Origin of the sequence: Streptomyces sp. NPDC127108, assembly GCF_042677545.1 — a bacterium.
Classification (GTDB): Bacteria; Actinomycetota; Actinomycetes; order Streptomycetales; family Streptomycetaceae; genus Streptomyces.
In genome coordinates, this window is record NZ_JBHXTE010000035.1 from 73,061 (window position 1) to 91,836 (window position 18,776).

Below are 18,776 nucleotides of genomic sequence, written 5' to 3' on the forward strand. Positions count from 1 at the left end.
TCGACGGCCCCCGCACGTCAGTGGCAAGAGCCCACGCTGATCGTGGTAACGGGGTGGCAGCCGGTGAGGCTGAGAGTGCTGAGCAGAGCGTCGACGCCTGTCTCCTCATCGAGCTCCTGGAGCTCAAGGACTTCGAGCATGGGGAGTGGCCTTCTCTCACATCGCGTCATGGTCGATCGGGTCCGGCCGCGGCCGGGGCTCAGTGGCAGGCACCAATGCTGATGCTGCTGACGAGAGCATCTGCGCCGGTCTCCTCAGCCAGCTCTTGCAGCGCGAGAACGTTCAGCACAAGAAGTCACCTCCTCTCATGTGTCGGACGGCAGGGTTCCGGTGTGACCGCTTCGACCGAGGCCCACGTCGCAGACCGGGTGGGCGCCGGGAAGCAGACAACTACCGGGGCTTTGGGCGGCCACCTGGGTGAGCACCGCGCCGGCGGAGCCCGTGGCCAGATCCGTCGACAGCCGGATGAGCTGGTCACCGTGCAGGACCTGGGCGTCCTTGAACGGTGCCAGATGCAGGGCGAGGGCGCGCAGGTGGTCGTCCAGCGCTTCCTGCCACCGGGGTGCACGGGCGACGGCGTGGCAGAGCAGATAGGCGAGCCCGCTCCTCCCGTTGAAGAGGCCGCCCTGGATGACGACTTCGACGGCACCGGCGCGGACGGCACCGTCCACGAGGCCTTCGGCGCCGAGGGATTCGGCCTGCGCGGCGGGCAGCGCCAGGGCGGCGAGCGCCACACCGGCGGATCCCTCGCCGAGATAGGGCAGCAGCCGGTCCGAGCTGTGCATCTCCAACATGCCGTCCAGTTCCCGGGCATGGCGCAGATCGCAGCGCACCGCGCGCTCGGCGGCCTGGGCCCACTCCAGGTCCCCGGTCGACTCGGCGCAGCGGGCGAACAGGACCGCGGGGCCGGACCAGCCGAACATCAGCCCGGGCCGGTCCAACAGGCCCTCCGCCCCGATGCGTTCGCGTGCCAGCAGGGCCAGCTCGAGCCCCTCCTCCTTGAGGCCGACGTCCATGAACAGATGGGCGATGCCGGTGATCCCGCCGAACAGCCCGGGAGAGGCGGGCATGGGGCCGTCGACGAGGCGATCGATCAGGTTCGGCGCTTCCGGGTGGCCGAGCCGGTGCAAGAGCCACGCGGTGCCCGCAAGGCCGTCGTAGAGCCCTCGGGGCCCGCCGGGAGGAGCCTGGCGCGCGGTGCGCACCAGCCATGCGACGTGCTCGTCGGCCGGTATCGCTCCCGCCACGTGCTGGGCAAGGAGCACTCCGGGGGTGCCGTACGCGAGGCCGAGGGACGCTCCTGGCTGGTGCCCGTGGACATCTCCGGGGAACAGCCGGTCCGTACGTCCGGGGTCCGCCGCACGAGAGATTCCGTCCAGCAGGGCCGCGGGGTCCGGCGGGGGCAAGGGGGCCACCGCCGTGGCCTCGGGAGAGGGCAGGTGGGGGCGGAGCGCCGGGGACAGCGCCAGGCGCTCGGTCATCCGTTGGACGAACTCCGCCGGCACCGTCGGAAAGGACCTGGTGGCCATGTCGATCAGGGATGCGACGACGGCCGGATTCCGCAACGTCAGTACGGTCAGCGGGGCGAGAACGGCGAGCTGGCAGCATCCCAGTGCGAACAGATCCGCGTCACGCGGATCGGTGATGGTCGGATCCGTGAATCCCGGTGCTCCCAACGCGGCCCTGCGGACGGTGTCCACGGGCGTGGCGAGTTCGAAGTCGATGAGCGCGACGGTGTTGTCGGGGCGGATCAGGATGTTGCGGTGATGCAGATCGCCGAACGCGACTCCCGCGTCGTGCAGTGCCTTGACGCACCTTTCGACCTGCTCCAGGCGGTCGACGGCGAGTGCGGCGAATGCCTCGCGGGCGGCTTCTGTGGGGTGGTGCCGCGTGAGGGGATACTCGCGCCCCAGCCATGAGGTGACGGTCTCTCCCTCCACGTGTTCCATGGCGAGGAAGGAGTGTTCCCAGGAGGTGAAGGAATCGAATCGCCGGGGAACGAAGGGCAGTTGCTCGAGCTTCTGGAGCATCTGGTCCTCGATGCGCAGCCGGTCGACCGCGTCGACACCGTTCGCGTCGAGACCGGCGTACCGCCGGGCCTCTTTGAGCACGACCTGTCGGCCTTGGGAATCCTGGGCTTGATAGACACCGCCGCCGTTGGAGAAGTGCAGTGCCTTCTTCACTTGATACTCCGCCAGCGGGCCTTCGCTGTCGGGTGTTTCACCGGACGCCAGACCGTCGGCAAGGAAACGCGGGGTGTCGGCCCAGTCGGGAACGCTGAACACGGGGCGGCGGTGATCAGGGACGAGCCGGCCTTGGGGGTCGCGCAATGCGGGCACGCGGGAACCGTCGGGCTGCTCGCACCACATCAGCGCGAAGGCGCCGTACCGCACGAACACGGGCCCTTTGTTCCACCGGCGGTCGGACAGCACGTAAGGGCCCGGTTCTCCGCCGAGGGCGGCATCCAGTTCCTCCAGTGCGGTGTGCAGTTCCTCCGCGTTCCGCGGGTAGACCGTTATCGCCTTGCCGCTCGTGGCCCGGTTCGCGTACTTGGAGTTCATCATCGTGACGATGTACTTGCTGCGCAGGAACTTCCAGGGCAGCGCCAGACGACGGCATACGTCCCACGCCGCCTCGATGGTTTCCGCGGCGCTGTCCGGCGTCGCCGTCACATGGATCTTCCAGCCCTGCTCCGGCAGTTCAGCGGCGTCGTCCGGGGTGAGGAACCGCCAGACCCCGTGCTCTTCCCGGCGCCAGCCCTGAGGCGGTTCCGAGGAACCCAGGGTGAACAGGGAGTCGGAATCCTTGCAGCGCTCCAACGGTTCGTACCAAGTGGCGTCTGCGATCGCATACGCCTCGTATCTCGGATTCATCCACTCCCCCACCGGACCGAAAGCTGCACAGCGAATCCCGGGAATCAAGGAGCTTCGCTGCCCGATGCATCTAATCTTTGACGTGCCGCTTTACGACAGCAACCTCGTTAAGTTCACCCTTAATCGGAGCAGCCTCCTCCGATTCAGAATGGGTCACGGACCGCGCCCCCACACAACGGGCGTCACGCTGGCCGGAATTCTTCGGCTGTGGCCAGAACTCTCCACCTGCAGGAGATCATCTCGCGTGGCACCATGAACCACATGAAGACGCGTGTCCTCCTGGCGGACGACCAAGTCAGCATCCGGACAGGTTTTCGCAGGATCCTGGAAGCCCAGCACGACATGCAGGTCGTCGGTGAGGCCGAGAACGGGGTCGCGGCCCTTGCGGCCACCCGTTCCCTCGTGCCCGATGTGCTGCTCGCGGATGTCCGCATGCCGGAGATGAACGGGCTGGAACTGACTCGGGAAGTCATGCGGTCCACGCCTTCCGTGCATGTGGTGATCGTCACCACCTTCGATCTCGACGAATACGTTCACGCCGCGTTGGACGCGGGGGCCTGTGGATTCCTCCTCAAGCGTTCCCGGTCCGCAGTGCTCGTCGAAGCGGTCCGGGCAGCGGCCGCGGGTGATTCCATGATCAGCCCGGAGATCACCACCCGGCTGCTGAGGCGTTTTCGAAGCAGGCCCCTCACGGGTCATCAATCCGGCGAGCCCCTGACCAAACGTGAACAGGAAGTCGCCAGGCTGGTGGCGGAAGGAATGACCAACGCCGATATCGGGGCCGAGTTGTTCATCTCCGCGGGAACGGTCAAGACGCATCTCGCCCACCTCCAGAGGAAACTGAAGGTCCAGAACCGTGTGGGTATCGCCGCATGGGTCTGGGGTTCCGGCCTGATGGAAGAACCTTAGCCCCGGTCCCCCGCACACGGCACAATCTGCCGAACGGCCGATAGCCCGGCACATCGGCTTCCGACATCATGAGCGGTGTGCGGAGGATTTCCACGGTCGGCATCGACAAGGCACTGTCCCAAAAACGTCACGCGAAGGTCGGTCGCGGTGCGGACACGGGTGAACCCGAAGCGGTGGGCCATGAATCAAATGAACCCACTTGCAGCAGAAGACGGCCGAGGTGCGTGACGGTATGCACCACATGGCTGCGGTTGCGGCGCGTGGCGATGAGGCCGGCCGCCCGAAGTACGGTCGTGTGCTGGCTCACCGCGGCAGCGGACACCCCGAGGCGCTCGGCGAGTTCGGCGTTCTTCCAGCCCTCGCGCTCTCTGAGCACACGGAGCGCGGCCGCTCTCGTTCTGCCCAGCAGTGCCGCGAGGCCGTCCGATTCCGTTCCGCGTTCCTCATCGGCAGAGGTGGTGTCGCTCAGCAGCCGCCCGAGCTCTTCCGGGGCCGGGCGGTCGGGGAAGAAAAGGACAGGCGCTTCGCGCGCCCTCTTGCCGGTACATCGGACCACGTGCCCGGTGCTCGTCAAGAAGATCGAAGGCGCCAATACGAGTCCGGTCCCGTTCAGTTCCAGCTCGCCCGCTTCGACATTGTGGATCTCCAATGCCGGAGCATTCCAGCGGATGTCCGGGCCCAAGGCGTCGAGGAGCACGCGCACCCCTTCGCGGGACATCACCTCTCTGCGCATGTTGCCGGCCAGGGTCAAGTGGGCGGAGAGGGGCCCCCAGTGCGGCGCGACAGCAAGCCGGAAGAAGTCCTGGATCGCTGCTGTCGACTGGATCTGCGACGCGTTGCCACCACCACGTTTCCCGGAATCCGAAGGCCCTTCGCCGGCGCACAGCGCCAGCAGCCTGTCCGGATCGCTGACGGTACGGACCAGGTTCGCCATACGTTGTATCCGTGCGCCCGGGCGCATCAAATGTCTCCCCACGCGCAGACGCCATTCCCCGAATCCATCATGGCCACTTCCGTGAAGCGTCTGCAGCGCGAACACGGCCTCCATGATCGGATTGCTGGTCTCGCTTACCCTGATGCTCATGATGTCGTCGGCAGACAGAATGATTCGATACACGGCGAAGCTCCCATGAGGGCATTTTTAGATGGGCAGCACAAACAGCCGACCTGGGTCGGCGGCGATCCACTTCACACTTCCGCGTCACACGTGCGCCGCTCACCATTCAGGTCCATGATCGTGACACCGGGTGACGTAGAGACGGATACATCAACATCCGGGGGAATGTGAACGACGTACTGAACGCTGCAATTTATCGGGATGCCGGTGCATCTCGCGAAGAGACGCAGGACATCACCGTCCAAACTCCAGGAAGAATTCCCTTCCTTTGCCGCAGCGCCGGTCAGCTTCCGGGTAACGGTGACCTCTCTCTTCTTTCCGTACCTCAGCCTTGCGCGGCCGTCACCGTTCACGACGACGGAAAGACGCGCCCCATCGAAGTCGAACCGGCGTCGTCCGTCACGAGGGCTGGCGTCCAGGTCGTCCAGCGCACCTGTGCTCAACCCGGTCAGCGCCACAAGCGTGATCAGCGCCAACGCCAGAACGATCTTCGCCCCCGTTCGCTCAGACATGGGGATCATGCTGTCAGGACAAGCCCCGTCCCGGTATCGGCCGTTTGGCAGATGCAAATCGGGTCAGGAGGCCATCTCGCCCGGCAGGGGCACCACGATGCTCACGCTCCACCCGTGCGGTCGGCGCGGCCCGGCCGTCAACTCGCCGCCGAGCGCCTCGACTCGGTCGGTGAGGCCGCTGATGCCCGTGCCGCCCACGCCTGTGGCACGGTCCGCCAGGCCGGGCACGGGCTGCGCGTGCTCCGCGTCATCCGTGACCGAAATGCGCAGTGCGTCGCCGTCTCGCCAGGTGCCGGCCTTGAGCGCTATGTCCACCCGCGAGGCCGCGGCGGCGTGGCGACGCACATTGGTGAGGGCCTCCACGATCGCGCGGTATCCCAGCGCGCTCACTTCCGCCGACAGGCGCTCCAACACTCCCTCGGCCATCTCCAGCACCGCTTCGGGGGTGCCCGTGCGATTGAACCGGGCGATCAGAGAGGGAAGTTCGCGGAGGTCACGCCGCGTCCCCGTGCCCTTGCCCGCTCGCACCGCGCCCCCCTCCGCGTCCTCCGTGGCGGGAGACGCGCGGTCGCCCGCCACCCCCGGGGAACCCTCTCGTTCCGTTTCCGACGGAGCTTCGGAGAGCAGCTGGACCGTGTGATCCATCGCCTGCAGTGCCTGCACCCCGGCGGCGCCGATCTCAGGAAGCAGGTCCAACGCCTGCTGGGGGTCCTCGGCGGCCAGGACCTGGGCGGCTTCGACGAGGACGACGACCGCCGAGATGTCGTGGGCCGCGTAGTCGTGCAAGTCCCGGGCCAGGTTGATCCGTTCGGCTCGGCGCTCGGCGGCGGCCCTGGCGAGGCTGCGGGTGTCCAGGCTGCGCAGGTAGACACCGATGCCTGCGGCGGCCATCGCAAAGATGGCCCACAGCAGACAGAGTTGCAGGGTCTCCGCGCCGCTCGCTCGAGGTACGACGTTCATGGTGATGCGCAGGGGCGACAGAACGATCGACGTGGCCAGCAAGGTGCTGAGCCCCAACGCCGTGCTCACCGTCGCCCGGCGGACGCTGAAGATCACCAGCGCCATCAGCGCCAGCGTCTCGGTCGTCCACCAGTTCGCCGCCGCGGTCCTGGCCGGGCCCTGATAGGTGAAAGTGACGATCAGGGACGTCCCCGCGGCGATCAGCATGGTGGGCAGCAGCACGGCCGACCGCCTCGATCTCCATGCGGTCAGCATCAGCACGGCAGCAACCGAAACCGAGCCGGACCCGCTGATGAGCGGCCCGACCGACCGGGTCGTGGCGGTGGCCACGATCAGCGTCGCCACCGCGAGGACCGCACAGAGAAGTTCGCGTAATCCCGTCCGCTTCCGTCTCGTCACGTGGCGAAAGCGTACTTGCCGCCTGATCCGGACCCGGGCTCCGTCGGCCTGAACACGACGCCCGTCGGGTCCCGTTGGGCGTCACGGCCGCGCGCCCTCAGCCCCTGGAGCGCAGCCGCCCCAGAGCCACCCACTGCACCCCCGCGAATCCCCCCACCACCACCGCCTGCAGGACGACCCACACCGTCCCCGCCGTCGTGGCGGACAGTGCGTCCGTGGCCGCGAGGGTGAGGCTGAGGACGGTCCAGAGGAGGTTCGCGGTGATGATCGCCGCCAGGACGGGGCGGGGCACGCGGGGGCGGGTTGCCGTGAACTGGACTGCTGCCGCGTAGAGCAGGAGGAAGGCACCCATGGGGTAGAGGAGCGCCGGTTCGAGGCCGAGGAAGGAGTCGAGGAGCTGGGCCAGGGCCAGGTAGGCGAGGCCGTTGGAGCCGGTGACGGCCGCGTCCAGTTTCAGGGTCAGGCGGGCCAGGGAGTCCTCGCGTCCCGCGTGTACGGCGTCGTGTCCCGCGTGTACGGCGTCATGTCCCGCCTGCGCCGCGTCAGTTGTCGTGAAGGGTCCGGAGTAGTTCGCCGACGTCATCTTTCGGTTCCTCCCGCTCGTCTTCCCGCCCCGTTCCGGGCGACTCCAGACTCGTTCGGCGGGTGGGGTGCGGCAATTACCTGTGAGGTAAGCCCGGGGGCCTCGTCAGGGGTGGCCGTGTGGCGTCGACGCCTCCTCCGTCAGGCGTCGCTTCGCGTCCGCCCAGTCGATCGGGAGTTCCCCCGCCGGCACCTCCCAGAACGTGAACACCGAGTCCCGCGTCGCCGGGCGCAGGCCCGTCATGATGCTCTTGTGGGGTTCCGTGCGGGCGTACGCGTACAGGGCGGCGCGGTCCTGCCAGGCGGAGAGGGTGTAGAAGACGCCCTTGGTGAGCTGGGCCTCCAGGGAGGCGCCGAGGGCGCCCGGGGCGGTGCGGACCTGTTTCCAGGCCTTGTAGGACTGCCAGAAGAAGCGCGGGACGTGCTTGAGGGACTTCGTCTCCAGGCGGGAGGCCATGACGAACGCGGTGGTGTCGGGGGGCGCCTCGTGCGGGGTCACCCAGGGAATGATCGGCACGGTATTCTCGATCCCTAGTTAGAGAGTGGCGCTATCTATATTAGGTAGTGGCGCTCTCTAATGCCATAGGGGAAGCCCCCAAGGGCCAGTGCGGAGAAGGGCGGCGGCAGTGCGCATCTCGGAGTTGAGTCGGCGCAGTGGGGTGCCCACCGCGACGATCAAGTTCTATCTGCGGGAGGGGCTCGTGCCGCCCGGGCGGGCCACCTCCGCCACGCAGGCCGAGTACGACGAGACGCATCTGCGGCGGCTGCGGCTCGTCCGGGCGCTCATCAGCGCGCGGGGGCTGAGCGTCAGCGCCACCAAGGAGATCGTGGGCAGCCTGGGCGAGGTGGAGGGCGACACGTACGAGCTGCTCGGGCTCGTCTTCGGGGTGTGGCCCGGCGCGGGCGGCGGCGCCGAAGTCGCCCCCGACCCCGACGTCGACGCGCTCATCGCCGAACTCGGCTGGGACATCACCGAGTTCAGCCCCGCCCGCGAGACCCTCACCCGGACCCTGGACACCCTGCGCGGCCTCGGCGTCCCGTACGACTGGCGCACCCTGCTCCCCTACGCCCGCCTCGCCGAACGCACCGCCGTCCTCGACCTCGACCAGATCGAGGGCCCGGAGGACCCGCTGGAGAAGGCCGAGCGCGCCGTCCTGCTCACCTACCTCCTCGAACCGGCCCTGCTGGCGCTCCGCCGCCTCGCCCAGGAGTCGGAGGCGGCGGCACGCTACCGCGACCAGCCGTACGGCTAGTCGTACAGCTTCTCGATCTCCTTCGCGTACGCCGCCGCCACCGCCGACCGCTTGATCTTCAGGGACGGTGTGAGCAGGCCGTTCGCCTCGGTGAACTCGCCCTCGGCGACCACGAAGCGGCGGATGGCCTCCGCGCGCGACACCGCCTCGTTGGTGTAGTCCACCGCCTTCTGCAGGTCCGCGAGCAGTTGCGGGTCGTGGCACAGCTCGGACAGGGGCGTGTCCTTGGGGCGCTTGCGCACGGACAGCCAGTGGGCGACGGCTTCCGGTTCGAGGGTGATGAGCGCGGCCACGTAGGGGCGGTTGTCGCCGACGACGAGGCACTGGCCGACCAGGGGGCGGCCGCGCAGGCGGTCCTCCAGGACGGCGGGTGAGACGTTCTTGCCGCCGGAGGTGACGATGAGATCCTTCTTGCGGCCGGTGATGGTGAGGTAGCCGTCGTCGTCGAGGGACCCGAGGTCGCCGGTCGCCAGCCAGCCGTCCGCGAGGACGGCGTCGGTGGCTTCCTTGTTGTTCCAGTACGCGTCGAAGACGATGCCGCCCTTGATGAGGACCTCGCCGTCGTCCGCGATGCGGATCGCCGTGCCGGGCACGGGCGTGCCGACGGTGCCCGGGCGCGGGCCGAGCGGCGGCACGATGGTCGCGGCCGCGGTGGTCTCCGTCAGGCCGTACCCCTCGTAGATGAGGATTCCGGCGGCGTAGAAGAAGAGGTTGAGGCGCTTGTCGAGCGGGGAGCCGCCGCTGATCGCGTACCGGAGGCGGCCGCCGACCTCCTTGCGGACGCGGCGGTAGACGAGGAGTTCGTACAGCGCCCAGCCGAGGTAGAGGCCCGGGGACGGGCCGCGGCCGCGGCCCTGGAACTTGGCCAGGTACGTCTCGGCGAACCGCACCGCGATGCGGTCGGCGCGGTCGAAGGAGGCGCCGCGGCCCATCCGTTCGGCGGTCGCGCGCCCGGTGTCGTGGATCCGCTCGAAGAGGTACGGGACGCCGACGACGAACGTCGGCCTGAAGGCGCGCAGTTCGGGGCGGAGCTCGTCCGGTTTGACGCTCGGGAAGTGGCCCAGTTCGATGCGGGCGAGCATGCAGGCAATCTGGAGGGAGCGGCCCAGGATGTGGGCGAGCGGCAGGAAGAGGAGGGTCGACGCGGTCTGGCCGGTGACCTCCTTGAAGACCGGGTGCATGAGCTCGACGGTGTTCGCGGCCTCGGCGTGCAGATTGCCGTGCGTGAGGACGCAGCCCTTGGGTCTGCCGGTGGTGCCCGAGGTGTAGCAGAGGGTCGCGACGGAGTCGGGTGTGAGGGCCGTGCGGCGCGCGGTGACCTCGTCGTCGCCCACCGCGTGGCCGCGCTCGGCCAGTTCGAGGACCGCGCCGTCGTCGAGGACCGAGACGGCCGGGGGCGCGGGGTGTCCGGCGACCGCGCGGCGCGCCGTCTCCGCGTTCTCCGCGGTCTCGGCGATGAGGAGCGTGGCGCCGGAGTCGCGCACGATCCACTCGATCTGGTCGGCGGACGACGTCGGGTAGACGGGCACGCTCTGGCCGCCGGCCGCCCAGATCGCGAAGTCGAGGACGGCCCACTCGTAGCGCGTACGGGACATCAGGGCGACCCGGCCGCCCGGTTCGAGGCCGGACGCGATCAGGCCCTTGGCGGCCGCGGTGACCTCGCGGGCGAAGGCGGCGGCCGTGACGGGGCGCCACTGGCCCGCCTCCTTGCGGCGCAGGACGACGGCGCCGGGGGCCTCGGCGGCGTTGGTGAAGGGGATGTCGGCGGCGCTGCCCCGGGTGGCGGCCGCCGCGAGGGCGGGGGTGCGGGCCTCCCGTACGACACCGTGCTCGTCCCTGACGGTCTCGACCTTGGCGCGATCTGCCAGATCGGTGCGGCGGCGGGCCTGTTTCAGGTCCTTGCGTACGCCCATGACGGCTCCCGTTGGTTCGCTCGGCGCGGGTGCGGGGTGCGGCTGTGCGGCGGTGCGGTGCGGGGGGTGAGGGCTGTGCGAGGTGCGAGGTGCCCGGGGGGCGGCTGTGCGGGGTGCCCCCGAGAGGGGACGGCTGTGCGGGGGTGCGGTGAGGGCGCGACGTGGCGCCGGTGCGGCGGATCCCTGCGCTTACTTGAGCGTCAACTTACCGACGCGTAAGGGAAATTCAATGGTTCGCGCAGAAGAACTCCGGACGCCGTCCCCGAGGGCCCGCCGACCCGCGCGAGCGGCCGCCGCACCGGTCCCCGCGCCTCAAGACCCGGCTGACCTGCGCCGAAGTACGCTGCATGACCTCTACACGCACCCCAGTCCGCGGCCGCGGCACGCTGGGCGCCCTCATCGCCCTGACCGGGACGGCCACCGCGCGGCCGGGCGACGGCCAACTCGCCGCCGCCCGGCCGTATCTGCGGGCCGCGCTCTGTCTGGCGCCCGCCCTGGTGATCCTCGTCGCCGGGTACCAGCGGCGCTGGATGTCCGACGACGGCCACATCTACGTCCGCACGGTCCGGCAGATCCTCGCCGGGCACGGGCCCGTGTTCAACGCGGGCGAGCGCGCCGAGTCGTCCACGGGGACGCTGTGGCAGTGGCTGCTCGTGCTCGCGGGGCTGCCGGGCGCGGACATCGCCACGGCCGCCGTGTACGGCGGGCTGCTGCTCACCGCGGCGGGGTTCGCGCTCGCCGCGTGGGGGGCGGTCCGGCTGTACGACGGGGGCGGCCGGGGCGGCGCGCGGGGCGGCGCGGGCGGTACGGGCAGCGCGCGGGACGGCGGGCGCGGCGGCCGGGTGCTGCTCCCCCTCGGCGCCCTGGTGCCGCTCGCCCTGCCGCCCGTCTGGGACTTCGCCACCTCCGGCCTGGAGACGGGGCTCGCCACCTGCTGGCTCGGCGGTGCCTGGCTGCTGCTCGTCGCACGGCCCCGCTCCCTCGCCACCGCCTTCGTCCTCGGGCTCGGCCCGCTCGTACGGCCCGATCTGGCGCTGGTCTCCGCCGTGTTCCTGGGCGCGCAGTGGCTGAGCGCGCGCCCCTCCCGGCGCGCCGCGCTCGCCGGTGCGGGGGTGGCGGGGGCGCTGCCCGTCGCGTACGAGATCTTCCGGATCGGGTACTACGGGCATCTGGTGCCGCTGCCCGGCGTCACCAAGGAGGCCTCGCAGAGCCTGTGGGGGCGTGGTCTGGGCTACCTCGGCGACTTCGCCGGGCCCTATCTGCTGTGGGTGCCCGCCCTGTTCGTGGTCGCGGCCGTACTGCCGTCGGGGCGCGCGCGGCTGTCCGGGGGCGCCGGAGCGCGCGTGCCCCTCGCCCCGGCGCTCGCGCCCGTCATCGCCGGGGCGCTCTGCTGGGCGTACGTCATCAAGGTCGGCGGGGACTTCATGCACGCGCGGATGTTCCTGCCGGGGCTGTTCCTGATGGTCCTGCCGGTGTTCCTGGTGCCCGCCACGCGCGCGTGGGCACTGGCCGCCGCGGGAGTCTGTGCCTGGGCCGTGGTGTGCGCCGCGGTGCTGCGGATCGGGTACGAGGGGCGGATCGGCCCCGGCGGCATCGCGGACGAACGCGGTGTGTACGTCCGGCAGAACGCCGCCGCCCACCCCGTCCACCACACGTTCGGCGGCTACCGCGAGAACGCCGCGTACGCGCGCGAGGTGCGCGAGGCCGGGCGCGGCGACGGGGCGGCGCTGTTCCTCTCCCGCACCCGCGTGGCCGCCGCCACCCCCGCCGTGACCGCCTTCTACGCCACCCTCGGCCTCAACGGCACCGTCGTGCCCCTCGACGGCGCCGCCCTCGACCCCATCGGCCTCGCCTACCCCCTGGCCGCCCACTCCCAGCGCATCGCCCACGCGCGCGTGGGTCACGACAAGTGGCTGCCCGACGAGTGGGTCGTCGCCGACCGCGGCACCGCCGACCTGCCGTCCGGGCTCGACCCGGCCCGGGTGGCCGCCGCCCGCCGCGCGCTCGCCTGCGGGCCGCTCGCCGAACTTCGCGCCGCCACGCGCGCCCCCCTCACGCCGGGGCGCTTCCTGCGCAACGCCGCCGGGGCCCTGGAGCGGACGTCCTTCCGCTTCCCGAACGACCCGGTGCGGGCGGAGCGGGAGTTGTGCGGTACCCGCGCCCCCTAGGGGGCGCGGGGGTTGTTTCGGCGTGCGGCTCCGCCGCGTGGGGGCTGCCAGGGCGGGAAAGCGGGAACGGGAAAGCGGGAAAAGGGGAAAGCCGCGGACGCGTCTGCTCGGTGATCCGGCAGACGCGTCTGCGGCTTTGTCGTGGCTGGTCGCGCAGTTCCCCGCGCCCCTACGGGGCGCTGCCCGGCACAGTTCCCCGCGTCCCCTACGGGGCGCTGCCCGGCACAGTTCCCCGCGTCCCCTGCGAGGCGCTGCCCGGCACAGTTCCCCGCGTCCCCTGCGGGGCGCTGCCCCGCACAGTTCCCCGCGTCCCCTACCGGGCGCTGCCCCGCAGGTCGTTCGCCTCGCTGATGCTCTCCGCCAGTTCGCTCACGTCCTTGTCGCCCGTCGTGTACGCGAGGCCGCGCGCCCACTCCTCCAGGCGGTCCGGCGCCGGGGCGCCCGGCAGCGGGGCCGTGCTGTGGTCCTCACCCTGGCCGTCCTGGCCGTCCTGGCCGCCCTGGCTGCCCTGGCTGCCCTGGCTGCCCTGACCGTCCTGACCGCCGTAGCCGTCCGGGGCGCCCTCCCTGGGCGGTTCGGCGTCGGCGAAGCGGTCGTACGCGCGCAGGCCGTCGGCGAAGTACGCGGCGGTGGCGGCCACTTGGAAGCCCGGCTCCGCCTTGTCCAGCGTGCCGTCCAGGTCGCCGGTGCGCAGGTCCGCCGACTCCTCGCGCGGGGCGCGGCTCTCGGGGTCGAGCCAGCGCACGCGCGCCGTGGCCACGGGGCCGCTCGCGCCGGGCCGGGTGCGCACCGCGTACAGGGCCGTCACCGTGTGCCCGGGCCCGACCTCCCCGCCGTCCACGCGGTCGTCGCGGAAGTCGTCGTCGGCGACGCGCCGGTTGTCGTACCCGATGAGCCGGAACCGCTCGACCGTCTCCGGGTCGAAGGACACCTGGGACTTGGCGTCGCGGGCGCGCAGGTCGATGTTCGCGGGCAGCCGCTCGCAGAACACCTCGCGGGCGTCGTCCTCGTCCGCCACGTACGTGGTGTGGCCGTCGCCCCGGTCGGCGAGCCGTTCCATCAGGGCGTCCCCGTAGTCGCTGCCGACGCCGACGCCGAACAGCGTGATGCCGTGCGCGCGGCGGGCGTCCTCGACGCGTCGCAGGATGCCGTCGGCGCTGGTGTCGCCCGTGTTGGCGAGGGCGTCGGAGAGCAGCACGACGCGGTTGGTGGCGCCCTCGCGCAGGCCTCGGGACGCGGTCTCGTAGCCGGTGGTGATGCCCGCCTCCACGTTCGTGGACGCGGTGGGGCGCAGGTCGTCGACGGCGGCGTGCACCCGGTCGCGGCTGTCGCCGAGACGGGTCATGGGCAGTACGGTCTCGGCGCGGTCGCTGAAGGTCACGAGGGCGACCGAGTCGTCGTCGCGGAGCCGGTCGGTCATCACGCCGAGGGACTTCCTGACCAGGTCCAGGCGGCCCGGCTCGGCCATGGAGCCGGAGATGTCGATCACGAAGGTGAGCGCGGCGGGCGGGCGTCGGCGCTCCTCGTCGTCCGGGCGGGTCGCGAGGCCGACGCGCATCAGGGACCAGCCGTCGGCGCCGGTGCGGGCGCCGTCCACGCTCACGGAGAAGCCGTCGCCCGAGGGCTTCGGGTAGTCCTGCCGGAAGCTGTTGACGAACTCCTCGGGGCGCACGGTCGCCGGGTCGGGCAGGATCCCCTGGTCCAGGGTGCGGCGCGCGAAGCCGTACGAGGCGGTGTCCACGTCCAGGGCGAAGGTGGAGCGCATGTCAGCGGGGCCGGGGCCGGGGCTCGGGGCGATGTCGCGGCTCTGGCCGCTCTCCCGCTGCCGCGAGTCCTGCGTCCCGTCGGGCGGCGGGGCGGGCGCGGGGAGGGCGTTCGACCCGCGTTCCTTGCTCGACGCGCGCTTGTCGCCGCCGTCGTCCCCGCCGCCGCTGCAGCCCGCGAGGAGCAGGCCGCCCGCGAGGAGGGCGGCGGCCAGGGCGGTGCGGCGGTCACGTGGGCGGGTGCGGGCCCGGGTGCGGTCGCGGGCCCGGGTGAGGGTGCGGTCGGCGTTGCGGGTGGACAGGGTGTGTCGCATGGGTCGGCCCCCCGGTTCGTCTCGTCGGCGTTCGTGACTGTGACGGCCGAGGGGCCCAGGACGATCGGTCCCGTACGTTGCGGAAGGGTCTCAAGTCGGCCACGGCGAGCGGAAGTCGAGGCTCCGCCACCGCGGCTGGACCGTCCCTCTACGGCACCACGCCCTTACGGCACCATGTCCTCACGGCACCACGCCCTCACGACACCACGTCCTTCCGCGAGAACCCCCGGAACGCGAGCGCGAAGAGCATCAGGGCGTACGTCACCGAGATCGCCGAGCCCTGGATCATGCCGCCCCACTCCGGTGTCGGCTGGAACACGTCCGCCCAGGCGAACTGCCAGTGCGCGGGCAGGAAGTCGCGCCAGCTGCCGAGGGCCGTCACGGCGTCCAGGACGTTCCCGGCGATGGTGAGGCCGACGGCGCCGCCGACCGCGCCCAGCGGGGCGTCGGTCTTCGTCGACAGCCAGAAGGCGAGCCCCGCGGTGACCAGTTGGGACACGAAGACGTACGCCACGACGATCGCGAGACGCCGGGCGGCCGTGCCCGCGTCGAGCGTGCCGCCGGTCGGGATCTCCAGCGGCCCCCAGCCGTACGCCGCCGCGCCGACCGCGAGCGCGACCACCGGGAGCAGCAGCATCGCGGCGGCGCTCAGGCCGAGCGCCACGGCGAGCTTGGACCACAGCAGCCGGGCGCGCGGCACGGGCGCCGCGAGCAGATAGCGCAGGCTCGACCAGCCCGCCTCGGAGGCGACGGTGTCCCCGCAGAACAGCGCGACGGGGATGACGAGAAGGAACCCGGCCGACACGAACAGGCAGGTCGCGGCGAAGTTCACGCCGGACGCCGTGGCCGTGTCCATGAGGGTGACCTGGTCGTTCCGCCCGCCCGGTGATCCTGCGACGGTGAAGGCGATCCACAGCACGAACGGCAGCAGGGCGAGGATGCCGCCCATCACCAGGGTGCGCCGCCGCTTCAGCTGGCGGATCGCCTCGACGCGCAGGGGCAGGGTGCGCCCGGCGCGGTATCCGGGTGCGGTGGCGCGCTCGGCGGGGCCGTCCCCGGGGGCCGCTGCCGCCGGGGCCGGCGCGGTCGCCACGTCCCCCACGCCCATGTCCGCCACGTCCGCGTCCGGCGCGTCCGGGGTGCTCTCGGTCGCCGTCATGCGGTGCCTCCGATCAGGGTCAGGAACGCGTCCTCCAGGCGGCGGTGCGGTCCGACGGACTCGACGGGGACTTCGAGCCGGACGAGTTCGACGAGCAGCCGGGACGCCGGGGAGCCGTCCCCGGTGCCCGGTCCTTCGAGGCGCACCAGGAGCCCGCCCTCGGCGCGCGTCGCCGACGCCACGCCCGGCAGCGACGCCACCTTCTCCACCAGCGGGTCCGCGATGTCGGCGGCGAGGCCGACCAGGAGGGTGTCCCCGGAGCCGACGATCTCGTCGACGGGGCCCGCCTGGACGAGGCGGCCGCGGTCCATGACGACCAGGTGCGTGCAGGACTGCTCGACCTCGGCGAGGAGGTGGCTGGAGACGATGACGGTGCGCCCGCCGTCGGCGTACCGGATCATCACCTCGCGCATCTCGCGGATCTGGGGCGGGTCGAGGCCGTTGGTCGGCTCGTCGAGGATGAGCAGGTCCGGCAGGCCGAGCATGGCCTGGGCGATGGCGAGGCGCTGGCGCATGCCCTGGGAGTACGTGCGCACGGCGCGGGCGAGGGCGTCGCCGAGCCCGGCGATCTCCAGGGCCTCGTCGAGGTGGGCGTCGGCGGCGGGGCGGCCGGTGGCCGCCCAGTACAGCTCCAGGTTCTCCCGGCCGGAGAGGTGCGGCAGGAAGCCCGCGCCCTCGACGAACGCGCCGACCCGGGACAGGACGGGCGCGCCGGGCCGGATCGCGCGGCCGAAGACGCGGATCTCGCCCTCGTCGGGGCGGATGAGGCCCATGAGCATGCGCAGGGTCGTCGTCTTGCCCGCGCCGTTCGGCCCGAGGAGGCCGAGGACCTGGCCCTTCTCGACGCGGAAGGACAGGTCCTTGACCGCGTACCGGTCGGTGGACTTCGCGTACCGCTTGCTCAGGTCCGTGATCTGCAGGGGGACTTCGGCGAGCGCCGGGTCGGGCGCGGGCGCCGTGGTGCGCCTGCGGCCGAGGACGAGCAGGGCCACCGCGAGCGCGGCGCCGGTGATCGGCAGCCACCACACCCAGGCGGGCAGCGGCGCGGCTGCGGTCTCCACGCCGGGAGCCGTCGGGACCTTCAGGCCGCTCTTCAACGACACCGTGTACGCGGCCGGGCGGGCCGGTGAGGCGTAGCCGAGGTCGGTCGAGGCGAGCACGAGGCGCAGCCGGTGGCCCTTCTTCAGCTCGTGGTCGACGGCGGGCAGCGTCAGGTCGACGTCGACGCCGTCCACGGCGCCCTCCACCCGCACGGGGGCGACGAGTTGGGCGGGCAGGACGCGCTGGTCGCCGCCGGGGCCGACGTCGTACACCTTCCCGAAGAGGACCGTGTCCTCGCTGTCGGACTTCACATGTGCCCGCACGGTCGGCGTGCCGGTGACGCGCAGGTCCGAGGAGACCGGCTTGGACTCGAACGCCGCGTACTGGCCGGGGAAGTCGAGGGAGACGCCGATGCCGAGCGAGGAGAGCTGGGCGAGTCCGCCGCCGCCCCGGCCGCCGCCACCGGCCGCCGAGCCGATGCCCGGCAGCGAGGACACGGCGGGCGGCGAGGCGCCCGCGGGGTTGTCGAAGGTCTGCGGGCGCCCGGCGAGCGGCACTTCGCGCACGCCGCCGGCCAGGCCCGGATAGCGGTCGCCGCTCGCGCCGCGCAGGGTGGCCGCGCCGTCCGTGGAGTCGATGCCGCCGGTGCGCGTGACGCGGAAGGCGGGCCCGGTGTCGACGCCCTTGTCGTCCTTCAGGTAGCGGTCGAACCAGGTCCCGACCCGGCCCGCGACCCGGTCGGTCTCCATGTCGCCGCCGTCGTGCCCGCCCGCGATCCAGTCGACCGAGACGGGGGCGTGGTTGCCGCGGATCGCCCGGGCCATGGCGTCGGACTGGTTCAGGGTGAACAGGGAGTCGGTCTGGCCCTGCACGATCAGGGCGGGCACCTTGATGCGGTCGCCGACGGCGGAGGGGCTGCGCTCGGAGAGCAGCTCACGCGCCTTCGCGTCCGGCTTCCCGGCCACCGCCACGCGGTCGTACATCTCGCACAGCCGCTTCTCGAACCGGTCGCAGCCGCCGCCCGCGCTGAGGAACATCCCGGCCCACAGCTTCTTGAACACGCCCTGGGGGAACAGCGCGTCCGCCAGGTTCCAGTACGTGATGACCGGGGCGATGGCGTCGACCCGCTGGTCGTACCCGGCGGCGAGGAGGGCGGCCGCGCCGCCGTACGACGCGCCGGTGACGCCCACGCGCGGGTCGCCCGCCTTGTCGAGCCGCACCTCGGGGCGGGTCGCCAGCCAGTCGACGAGCCGGGAGACGTCGGCGACCTCGCCCTTGGGGTCGTTCAGGCCGATCCGTCCGGTGGACCTGCCGAAGCCGCGCGCGGACCACGTCATGACCGCGTAGCCCTTGCGGGCCAGCTTCTCGGCCTGGTCGCGCACGTCGTTCTTGCTGCCGCCGAAGCCGTGCCCGATGAGCACGGCGGGCCGCTTGGTGCCGGGGTCGCCCGCCGTGAAGTACGACGTGTCGATCCGCACCTCCTGGCCGTCGGCCGCCCTGCCCATGGTGAGCATCCGGTCCGAGCGCCGCACGCCGGGGCCCTCGTCGGACGCCAGCGCCGTCCACGTACCCGCCCCAGCCAGCACGACAACAGCGGCCGCGGCGGCGAACAGCCGCCGCGGCCCGCGCAGCGCGGCCTTCCAGGCTCCGGCCTTGGGCCGTCGTAGATCCATGGCGTCAACCGTACGGGGGCCCGCCGACAACCAATGCCCCCGCCGGTCGGAACCCGGGTGCCTCCCCGGGAAGTACGCGGAGGCGGCCGCGTACCACCGACGCGGTAGGGCGCGGCCCCTGCCGTCCAACTGTCAGGGGC

14 protein-coding genes and 1 pseudogene are annotated in these 18,776 nt (G+C 71.7%); 4 read left to right on the plus strand and 11 right to left on the minus strand.

What is annotated here, in order from left to right:
• Positions 1-17: 17 nt before the first annotated feature.
• Positions 18-170 (minus strand): class III lanthipeptide, encoded by a 153-nt coding sequence (locus ACFVHO_RS27275; RefSeq protein ID WP_385719848.1) that lies wholly within the window; start codon positions 168-170, stop codon positions 18-20.
• A gap of 135 nt (positions 171-305) precedes the next feature.
• On the minus strand, positions 306-2,873 hold the full coding sequence (gene lanKC, locus ACFVHO_RS27280; RefSeq protein ID WP_385719851.1) for a class III lanthionine synthetase LanKC: 2,568 nt from the start codon (positions 2,871-2,873) through the stop codon (positions 306-308).
• Positions 2,874-3,134: 261 nt separating this feature from the next.
• Here lanKC and ACFVHO_RS27285 point away from each other — a divergent pair.
• Positions 3,135-3,425 (plus strand): annotated as a pseudogene (locus ACFVHO_RS27285) (response regulator transcription factor); the annotation flags it as partial.
• 81 nt (positions 3,426-3,506) lie between these two features.
• Positions 3,507-3,782, plus strand: coding sequence for a response regulator transcription factor (locus ACFVHO_RS27290; protein WP_385719930.1), 276 nt, complete (start codon positions 3,507-3,509; stop codon positions 3,780-3,782).
• A gap of 127 nt (positions 3,783-3,909) precedes the next feature.
• Here the strand turns inward: ACFVHO_RS27290 and ACFVHO_RS27295 are convergent, their stop codons facing one another.
• From ACFVHO_RS27295 to ACFVHO_RS27315, 5 genes are all read right to left on the minus strand, one after another.
• Positions 3,910-4,899, minus strand: coding sequence for a winged helix-turn-helix domain-containing protein (locus tag ACFVHO_RS27295; protein ID WP_385719854.1), 990 nt, complete (start codon positions 4,897-4,899; stop codon positions 3,910-3,912).
• 71 nt (positions 4,900-4,970) lie between these two features.
• The gene (locus ACFVHO_RS27300; protein WP_385719857.1) at positions 4,971-5,411 is read right to left on the minus strand and encodes a hypothetical protein; all 441 of its coding nucleotides are present in this window, start codon (positions 5,409-5,411) and stop codon (positions 4,971-4,973) included.
• Between the two features lie 63 nt (positions 5,412-5,474).
• Positions 5,475-6,716, minus strand: a complete 1,242-nt coding sequence (locus ACFVHO_RS27305) for a sensor histidine kinase (RefSeq protein WP_385719860.1) — start codon at positions 6,714-6,716, stop codon at positions 5,475-5,477.
• A gap of 151 nt (positions 6,717-6,867) precedes the next feature.
• Entirely contained in the window at positions 6,868-7,353 is a 486-nt protein-coding gene (locus tag ACFVHO_RS27310; protein ID WP_385719863.1) for a hypothetical protein, read from the minus strand.
• Between the two features lie 105 nt (positions 7,354-7,458).
• Positions 7,459-7,869, minus strand: a complete 411-nt coding sequence (locus ACFVHO_RS27315; protein ID WP_385719865.1) for a DUF3291 domain-containing protein — start codon at positions 7,867-7,869, stop codon at positions 7,459-7,461.
• Between the two features lie 109 nt (positions 7,870-7,978).
• Here ACFVHO_RS27315 and ACFVHO_RS27320 point away from each other — a divergent pair, with 109 nt between their 5' ends.
• Positions 7,979-8,605 carry a MerR family transcriptional regulator gene (locus ACFVHO_RS27320; RefSeq protein WP_385719868.1) on the plus strand — a complete coding sequence of 209 codons (627 nt, stop codon included), beginning with the start codon at positions 7,979-7,981 and terminating at the stop codon, positions 8,603-8,605.
• On the opposite strand, the gene ACFVHO_RS27325 is transcribed toward ACFVHO_RS27320, so the two are convergent.
• A complete protein-coding gene (locus ACFVHO_RS27325; protein ID WP_385719871.1) occupies positions 8,602-10,518 on the minus strand; it encodes an AMP-dependent synthetase/ligase in 1,917 nt (638 codons plus the stop codon). The two genes, ACFVHO_RS27320 and ACFVHO_RS27325, sit on opposite strands and share 4 nt — an antisense overlap.
• 347 nt (positions 10,519-10,865) lie before the next feature.
• On the opposite strand from ACFVHO_RS27325, the gene ACFVHO_RS27330 reads away from it, so the two are divergent.
• Positions 10,866-12,686 (plus strand): hypothetical protein, encoded by a 1,821-nt coding sequence (locus tag ACFVHO_RS27330; protein ID WP_385719874.1) that lies wholly within the window; start codon positions 10,866-10,868, stop codon positions 12,684-12,686.
• 313 nt (positions 12,687-12,999) lie between these two features.
• Here ACFVHO_RS27330 and ACFVHO_RS27335 read toward each other — a convergent pair whose 3' ends face one another.
• The 3 genes from ACFVHO_RS27335 to ACFVHO_RS27345 all read right to left on the minus strand — a co-directional run bounded on the left by ACFVHO_RS27335 (position 13,000) and on the right by ACFVHO_RS27345 (position 18,636).
• Positions 13,000-14,763 carry a von Willebrand factor type A domain-containing protein gene (locus tag ACFVHO_RS27335; protein WP_385719877.1) on the minus strand — a complete coding sequence of 588 codons (1,764 nt, stop codon included), beginning with the start codon at positions 14,761-14,763 and terminating at the stop codon, positions 13,000-13,002.
• 196 nt (positions 14,764-14,959) lie between these two features.
• A complete protein-coding gene (locus tag ACFVHO_RS27340; RefSeq protein WP_385719933.1) occupies positions 14,960-15,871 on the minus strand; it encodes an ABC transporter permease in 912 nt (303 codons plus the stop codon).
• 47 nt (positions 15,872-15,918) lie between these two features.
• Positions 15,919-18,636 carry an alpha/beta fold hydrolase gene (locus ACFVHO_RS27345; RefSeq protein ID WP_385719881.1) on the minus strand — a complete coding sequence of 906 codons (2,718 nt, stop codon included), beginning with the start codon at positions 18,634-18,636 and terminating at the stop codon, positions 15,919-15,921.
• Positions 18,637-18,776: the final 140 nt, after the last annotated feature.

Excerpts from the sequence above, each read along its gene's own strand:
- ACFVHO_RS27275 (WP_385719848.1), bottom strand. The coding sequence starts at position 170 with ATGACGCGATGTGAGAGAAGGCCACTCCCCATGCTCGAAGTCCTTGAG.
- lanKC (WP_385719851.1), bottom strand. The coding sequence starts at position 2,873 with ATGAATCCGAGATACGAGGCGTATGCGATCGCAGACGCCACTTGGTAC.
- ACFVHO_RS27290 (WP_385719930.1), top strand. The coding sequence starts at position 3,507 with ATGATCAGCCCGGAGATCACCACCCGGCTGCTGAGGCGTTTTCGAAGC.
- ACFVHO_RS27300 (WP_385719857.1), bottom strand. The coding sequence starts at position 5,411 with ATGTCTGAGCGAACGGGGGCGAAGATCGTTCTGGCGTTGGCGCTGATC.
- ACFVHO_RS27310 (WP_385719863.1), bottom strand. The coding sequence starts at position 7,353 with ATGACGTCGGCGAACTACTCCGGACCCTTCACGACAACTGACGCGGCG.
- ACFVHO_RS27325 (WP_385719871.1), bottom strand. The coding sequence starts at position 10,518 with ATGGGCGTACGCAAGGACCTGAAACAGGCCCGCCGCCGCACCGATCTG.
- ACFVHO_RS27330 (WP_385719874.1), top strand. The coding sequence starts at position 10,866 with ATGACCTCTACACGCACCCCAGTCCGCGGCCGCGGCACGCTGGGCGCC.
- ACFVHO_RS27335 (WP_385719877.1), bottom strand. The coding sequence starts at position 14,763 with ATGCGACACACCCTGTCCACCCGCAACGCCGACCGCACCCTCACCCGG.
- ACFVHO_RS27340 (WP_385719933.1), bottom strand. The coding sequence starts at position 15,871 with ATGGGCGTGGGGGACGTGGCGACCGCGCCGGCCCCGGCGGCAGCGGCC.
- ACFVHO_RS27345 (WP_385719881.1), bottom strand. The coding sequence starts at position 18,636 with ATGGATCTACGACGGCCCAAGGCCGGAGCCTGGAAGGCCGCGCTGCGC.